The sequence below is a fragment of the Candidatus Zymogenaceae bacterium genome, assembly GCA_016931225.1.
In the GTDB taxonomy this organism is placed as follows: Bacteria; Desulfobacterota; Zymogenia; order Zymogenales; family Zymogenaceae; genus JAFGFE01.
This window is the reverse complement of record JAFGFE010000026.1, coordinates 166,914-173,316: the sequence shown is the minus strand read 5'-3', so window position 1 is coordinate 173,316 and position 6,403 is coordinate 166,914. Positions and strand designations below refer to the sequence as shown.

General features: G+C 58.5%; 6 protein-coding genes. All 6 read right to left on the bottom strand.

Translation table 11 applies throughout. The annotated features are described in order from the left end of the window. Positions 1 to 609, bottom strand: a 609-nt coding sequence (locus JW885_11400; protein ID MBN1882771.1) for a hypothetical protein, incomplete at its 3' end; no start/stop codon positions are given. 16 nt (positions 610 to 625) lie between these two features. Next, positions 626 to 1,690: a hypothetical protein gene (locus JW885_11395; GenBank protein ID MBN1882770.1), complete on the bottom strand. Its 1,065-nt coding sequence runs from the start codon at positions 1,688 to 1,690 to the stop codon at positions 626 to 628. 121 nt (positions 1,691 to 1,811) lie between these two features. Then, the gene (locus tag JW885_11390; protein MBN1882769.1) at positions 1,812 to 2,915 is read right to left on the bottom strand and encodes a saccharopine dehydrogenase NADP-binding domain-containing protein; all 1,104 of its coding nucleotides are present in this window, start codon (positions 2,913 to 2,915) and stop codon (positions 1,812 to 1,814) included. A 34-nt stretch (positions 2,916 to 2,949) separates the two neighbouring features. After that, a complete protein-coding gene (locus JW885_11385; protein ID MBN1882768.1) occupies positions 2,950 to 4,173 on the bottom strand; it encodes an alcohol dehydrogenase catalytic domain-containing protein in 1,224 nt (407 codons plus the stop codon). Positions 4,174 to 4,516: 343 nt separating this feature from the next. After that, a complete protein-coding gene (locus tag JW885_11380) occupies positions 4,517 to 5,350 on the bottom strand; it encodes a DUF374 domain-containing protein (protein MBN1882767.1) in 834 nt (277 codons plus the stop codon). 214 nt (positions 5,351 to 5,564) lie between these two features. Next, positions 5,565 to 6,368 carry a DUF374 domain-containing protein gene (locus JW885_11375; protein ID MBN1882766.1) on the bottom strand — a complete coding sequence of 268 codons (804 nt, stop codon included), beginning with the start codon at positions 6,366 to 6,368 and terminating at the stop codon, positions 5,565 to 5,567. Positions 6,369 to 6,403 lie beyond the last annotated feature (35 nt).

Sequence of the window (6,403 nt, the reverse complement as noted above, 5' to 3'; positions counted from 1 at the left end):
GGGTAAATCCGCGATCAGCGCTTCGAATTGCTCCTTGAACTCAAACAGCCGCCGATCCAGCGCTCCCTCACCCTCAAGGATCGTCAGAAGCCCGCCGATGCGCAGCGATATGTCCTCACGCCCCAGCATGTCCATACCGGACTTGAACTCGCCGATGTCATCGGAGAGGAGCGTAAGCCCCTCCTCGTTCAGGTCCATGGCCGCCTCGTTGAGGGACTCCAAAATCGGATCGATATACCGGGATACATCCAATTCTTCTCCCGCCGCCGGGACGTCGGGAGCGGGCGCCTCTCCGGAGACCTCCCCGGTTTCCGATATGCGGGGAAGATCCGCGATCAGCACTTCAAATTGTTCCTTGAACTCAAACAGCCGCCGATCCAGCGCTCCCTCACCCTCAAGGATCCCCACGAGCCGCCCGAGGCTCTGCTGCATGTCCTCAAGCCCCAACATGCCCACACCGGACATGAACTCGCCGACGGCATCCGAAAGGAGAACAAGCCCCTCCTCGTTCAGGTCCATGGCCGCCTCGTTGAGGGACTCCAAAATCGGGTCGATATACCGGGATGCGATTTCCCCGGTCAATATTTGCATGTCCGATAGCAGCGTCATGTGTCGTAATATCCGATCAGACGTTCACACTCATGGTATTGAGATGGGCGATATCCATAAGCTGGGTCATGACATACGAGAGCGTCCTTTCCAGGTCGTCACGATCCACCCGCATATCAAGCGCCCCCTCGTCATCGGCCAGGGAGGGAGCAAAATTCAGTATGCTCCCACCCTGCCTGAGCGATACGGTCGTACCGCCGCTCCTCTTGATCGTCATCAGCCCGTCCGCACCGTCGTCTCCCATCCCCTCCAGCAACACCCCCACCACCTGCGGGCCGAAAGCCCGAGCCAGGCGGCGCATCATCTCGTCGATGGGCCATTCACCCACATCCCGCTCACCCCGGATGAATGTCCCGTTTTCCTCTCCGCCTATATCGAAAAGATCGTCCGATGCGATCAGGTAACAGGTTCCGCCCATTATCCGCTCATCCGGCAGAAACCGGTTTACGGACCATTCGGTATATACGTCCATCCGCGCGGCGAAGGAATCGATTAGATCATTCGGCAGCGGCAGAGAGACGAACAGCGCCGCGTCGTCCCGCAACGGGAGGTTCCCCATGAGGCTTACCGCCTGGGAGACTCCGCCCTTGGGAACGCCCACGGCGATCATGTATTCCGCCCCGCCCCGCGCGCTCGATCCCTTTTCGGACACAGGAGAGAGACGAGCCCGGCTGAGCCGGGAGATATCGGCTGCGGCAAGAGATTCGATGGACTGGGAAAACTCGCGAAAAAGGGCGTCCGAGGGGCTGTTGATATCCTCCGAATCGATGGAGATGAAATCGAGCATGCCCAGCCTGAAGGCGTCAAACAGGATGGGGGAGGCGACGCGGCCGTCGCCCACGCCCAGCACCGCATACGGCCCGAAGAGCTGCACCGTTTTCAGTTGCGTGAGGGAACGTCGGTAGTCGTCGTCCAGCTCAAGGACAACAACCACCGCGCCTTTCGACCCCAGGTCTTTCACCGCTTCATCGGCGTTCGTATATCGTCCGACAACCTGGGTGATTTCGTTCACTTTCAACAGGGTGTCCACAACGCCCGTGACCTGTTTATCCGCAACAATAAGTCCAATCCATGTTTTCATGTGTACTCACAGTCCACGATCGAAAACGCGTGTTCGTCTTGTATCCTTATAACCTCTTCTCTTTCATATATATCGCATCTGCTTTATAATGCAACTTTTTTTTACTCATTGACCGAAAGAATTATTCATAATATGTCATTTCGACGCCCCGATCCCTTAATCCCTGTAAAAATTCTTCGGGATCGGCAAGCAGCCGTTCCGGGGCGTACACGCCGCCGGAGAGATGATCGAATTTCCCCCCGCAGAGCCACACGGCCGCCTGGAGGCATGGCGCCGAGGTGATGAAGGCGATGTGTCCCACATAGGTGTAGTGCACCCGCTTTTCCTTACCATCGTCATTCCCCCATACCTCCACAACCCCCACGGACTTGTCCGGGGCCTTCTCGCTCTGAAAGAGCGGCAGGATCGGCTTGACCATGCGAAAGAGCCTGTCCCGCCGGGCATGGGTCTTGGTCAAACCGAGCACCGCCAGGAACCTGACAACCTTGATATCGAACACCGGGGAGGCGCCGCCGTGGACGCTCGCATAGTCGAGTCCCGGGATGTTCCGGGGAAGGCTGACCGACTCGGCATGGCCGGTGTAGAAGACCGGCAGTCTCCCGATGGGCGGCGGGAATTCCACTACCTTCTTTCCCTTGCCGCAGGGGACGTATTCTTCCTTCCCGTTTCGCCATTGGAGGGTCTTTCCGCTCAACAGATGAAACAGGTGAAGGAGATTCGCGGGACCCACCGCCTCGTTGGCTCCCGCGGCCCAGTTCACGGAGACGCCCTTCGGAGACTTCATGGTGAGGCTCCCCTTTTTCGCGAGCATCTGGGTGAGGCCCGGAGAGTTGCCGAATCCGGTGAGAACCTTGATGTTCTTTTGCTTTGCCTTGTCCTCCAGCTTCTCCACCTCCAGGTACGCGTCATAATCGTCGGCGATGGAGATGTAGTGGACGCCCGCGTCTATGGCGGCGTCGGCCACAGGGCGCTCGAAGCGATAAAACGGCCCGGCGTAGTTGATGACCACATCGTATCCCCGGCCCATGACGTCGAGGAGCCCCTTCCGGTCGTTGGAGTCGACCCGGACGGCGTCAAACAGCGGGCCCGCCTCCTTCGCCTTTTCGGTCGCCTTGTCAAGGTCGATATCCGCGATGGTCACTTTTTTGAGGGCTTTCTCCGATTTCATCAGCTCGATCATCGTGGCGGCCATATCCCCCGCTCCGCCTAAAAACAACACCTTCATGACGTACTCCCTTATTGTGTGGTGTGAGAGATGCTCAATCAAAGACAAAGACCGTTTTGACGGCTTTATATCTTTCCTTGAACGCGTTTACCCTGATGGCCTCTTTATATTCATCCAGTCTGAAACGATGGGTGACGTATCGGCCCAGATCGACCTTCCGGTTTCTAACGAGATCGAGGGCCACATCCCACGTCTTGGCCTCTTTTCCGTTGTACGTCTCAATTCCGTACCCCAGGGATCCGGCGATGGTCAGCTTCTTGAGCCACAGGGGGGTCAGGTCCAGCTTTTCCACGGCGGCAAGCCCGATGCACACATACACCCCGCCGGTGGCAAGGAGCCTCAGCGACATCCCCATCGTCTTCGCGTGGCCCACGGTATCGTACACGATGTTCACGCCGCCCATGAGTATTTTGTCGCCCATGATGGGCTTGTATACCTTCGCATTGGTGATTTCGCCGATGATGTCGTACACCGTCCGGCCCCCCTCTTCCGAAGTGATCACCCGATCGGCGCCGGCATCCATAGCCCGCCGGGCCGCCGGGGGGGATTTCTCCATCACGATGATGCGCGATGTTGAACCCAGCCCCCTCAGCGCCTGCACCGCCGAGAGCCCCAGGGGCCCCGCACCGATAATCAGCACCGTGTCGTCGTCTTCGGGAAAGTGCTGCATGACCGGATGGAGAGACGAGCAGAACGGGTCGAGCATGACCCCCTCTTCATCGCTGACACCGTCGAGCTTGAAAAGCTGGGAGGCATGCGCCCTAAAATAGGGACTCCAGCCGCCGCCGGTCTCGGTGGAATAGCCGGTGTTCACACCCTTCGCCACCACGCCCTCGGCCATGTTCTCACACGCAGAACTGTCACCCCGGCGGCAGGTGGGGCACATTTCCGTCATCCCCCTCGCCTCGCAGGAGAGACCCGGGTTGACCGCCACGCGGTCGCCGATTGAAAATCCGGACACGTTCTCGCCCACCTGGGAGATGACGCCGACATTCTCGTGGCCCAGGACGAAGGGGAACGACGCAAAGGGTGTCATGGTGGGGCTGTCGGCCATCATGATGGCGCTCATGTCCGACGCACAGAAGCCGCTCATCACCGTCTTGACGATCACCCAGTCCTCGTTGGGGAGTGTCGGTTCCGGAATGTTTTTCAATGATACGGGAGAGAGGGGGCTCCAGAAAACTCTCTTTGAGAGTCTGCCGCCGACGGTCAAGGCCAGAAATTTAAAAAGTGAAAAATCATATACAATCGCCTTCATACCGTTTCCTTCAGAGAGAAACATGTCGTAATCCGGTCGGGAGCCGGGACCCATGACAGCTGGTGTATAGTGATTGTAAGGGGTGATGAGCGGATGAACGACCCTCCCCGTCCGAGGGCCGGAGGCCGGCAAAGCCGGCTGCTATTATGGCGGTGGATAATTGCTCCTCCCGTCCGGGGATCGGCGGGCCGATGAAATCCTCCGGGACCGATCATCTCTGCGGTTCCGGTCGATGACGATTCACACACAATACTCATCCCCCCCTCCATTCCCCACCCCCCAGTATTTGTATCCCATCATGCGCCCGCTTGTCAACTGTTTTAGAACCGTCCGGGCGATCGTGTTATATCGTCTGTTTCTCCGAGGTTTTCGGGACGGAGGAAAGCGCAACTCTGGCGTGGGAATCGGAAAAGTAGAGCCGGGCGCATTCCGCCCGCTTTCGCATGTGCTCCTCGATAATGCTTCGTATCCGCTCCATCTCGTCGTCGTCGGCGTCGGGGGGGACGAAAAAGGGTCCCGATAGGAAAAAATGTATTCGGGAAAACGGCGCGGGCATCCACATGCGGTCCCAGGTGGGAAGGCGGAACTTCGGCCTGGAGGCGGCCGTCAGCACAAGGATCGGCGCCCCGGTCTCTCTGGCGAGGCGCACGATCCCCGGTTTCAGACGAAGCTCCGGCCCCGACGGGCCGTCCACCGTCAGACCCGCAGAGAACCCCTCGTTTCGAATCAGGTCGACCATGGCGGACAGGGCGTCTCTTCCCCCCTTTTCCTTGATCCGGCCGTCGCTCTTTTTCTTCCTGGACGATCCCCGGACGGTCAGGATCCCCACATGGGCCATGGTGCGCGCCCCCACCTCTCCGCTGTCCTTGTGGCTGCTCATGATCACGTGTCTTTTTCCCGCGGCGTAGAAAAAATAATACTGGGCGTAGCGGTGCCAGTGGGCGTAGAGAACGCCTTTGTGCTCGGCCATGAGACGAGATTCCAGCTCACCTCCCACGATGTTCACCCGGGAGGATCGATAAAAACAGGTGACCACCCTCATGACAACGTGTACCATGAGCCAGAAGGACACCAGACGGGTTTTCTTGAAACGGCCGTTTTCGTACGGGCCGAAATGCACGCCGTATCGTTCGGGGTTCTTTATATTCCAACGGTCGATGAAATTTTTCGTATCCATGTTCAAGTCGATATACGCCGTTATGACGTATTGGCTTCAAAAATAAAAAAAGGGAAGATTCAGGGATCCGCAAGGAATTGACGAGGCCGACTCACGGCGGCTCATCGGGAAGCTCCCGATGACACGTCCCTTTTTTGCCTGTGTGAACGGCGCCGCGGCTTTGCCAATGTTGCACGGGCCGCGGTCGTTCCCGCCGCCGGCGGCCCGGACGGCGTTATCGGCTCCAAATCGGCGGGGGCAGGGAATCCCGAACCGACGCATCCTTCCAGTACCGATCCGCCTTGTGGGCCATCTCCACCATGTGCGCCTCAACCTCCCGACGGCTTCTGTCCATCTGTTCTTCGTCGGCATCGGCGGGCACGTAAAACGGCCCGGAAAAGATAAACAGCACCTTCGAAAAGGGTGCGGTGATCCACATGCGGTCCCAGGTGGGGAGGCGGAATTTCGGCCTGGCGGCCATCGTCATGACCAGTATGGGGGCGCCGGTATCCCGGGCCAGGGCGATCGCCCCGGGTCTCATCTTCAGCTCCGGTCCCGACGGTCCGTCCACCGTCAGGCCGGTGTGAAATTTCCCCTCCTGAATCATATCCTGGAGGGTCGCCAGGGCTTCCATGCCCTGTTTGTTCTTGATGCGGCCCGAGGATTTGCTGATTTTCTTCGGCGCACCGCGAACCGCCACCACTCCCACCTCGTCCATGCACCGTGCGCCCAGCTCCCCCCCGTCCTTGTGGCTGATCATCATGGCATGGTGCCGATTCTCGGCGTAGAAATAATAAAACTGCGCGTATCGATGCCAGTAGGAGAAGACGATCCCGGAGTCCTTTGCGAGACGTTCCTCCACATCCTTTCCGATATACCCGACTCGGCACGTCCTGAAAAACCACCGGACGAGCCTGACCGGAACCTTGAGAAAAAAGGCGAACGCAAACTCCAGGGAGGGCTTGAAACGACCGTCGTAATAGGGACCCACATGCACGCCGTGCCGATCGCTGAACCTCCTGGCTTCTCTGTAATCCATATCCGTTCCTTGAAAATATTTTCTCTGTCTATCAC